The 593-nt window shown below is 56.3% G+C and carries 1 pseudogene; it reads right to left on the bottom strand.

The features are described from left to right. A pseudogene (locus tag EOA24_RS40290) lies at positions 1-464 on the bottom strand (hypothetical protein); the annotation flags it as partial. Positions 465-593: the final 129 nt, after the last annotated feature.

Raw genomic sequence — 593 nt, 5'->3', positions numbered from 1 at the left:
CGACCAGCCTCACGTACTAAACCGGGAGCGCTCCCTTCGTCTCCGATTGCCCAGCCCCAACCGCCTGCGACATGCATCCTGCCTTTCTGGTCCCGAGCAACGGCGATTGAGCCAGTTCCCGCGACGACACCAATTCCGCTGGAAAGCCCCATGGCTAGGGGAAATAGCTCTGCATCGTTGACGACCCTCAACGGGCAGGCAAAATGATTGGAAAGGGGTTTTTGCAGGATGGCACACTCGGCCTCATCATCACATCCATGAGAGCCAATCGCGATGCCGTTGGGAGTGGCGCCATCCGCAAATCCGCTGATTAGCGCGATTAGTCCAGGAATATCGTGGTCATAGGCTCCACAACGCCATTCACTGGTCCTCACCACCAAGTCGCGGCCCATGCCCTGTTCCAGGCAGCTTCTCAAATGCGTTTTGGTGCCTCCGATGTCGACACCAATCGATATAGAAAACATCTCGTCATCTCTGTTCGCATTCGCGCCCAGCGGCCGCGGTCCCAGTCTCTCGCTGAAGGAATATCACTTTTTTTTCGTCTGCGAAAGATGGTTTTTTTCATCATGCGCGACTCTTTCCCCGCGCGGCGA

Source organism: Mesorhizobium sp. M2A.F.Ca.ET.039.01.1.1, assembly GCF_003998035.1.
Classification (GTDB): domain Bacteria; phylum Pseudomonadota; class Alphaproteobacteria; order Rhizobiales; family Rhizobiaceae; genus Mesorhizobium.
Note: the sequence above shows the minus strand (reverse complement) of the source record. Positions and strands in the feature narration are given on the sequence as shown.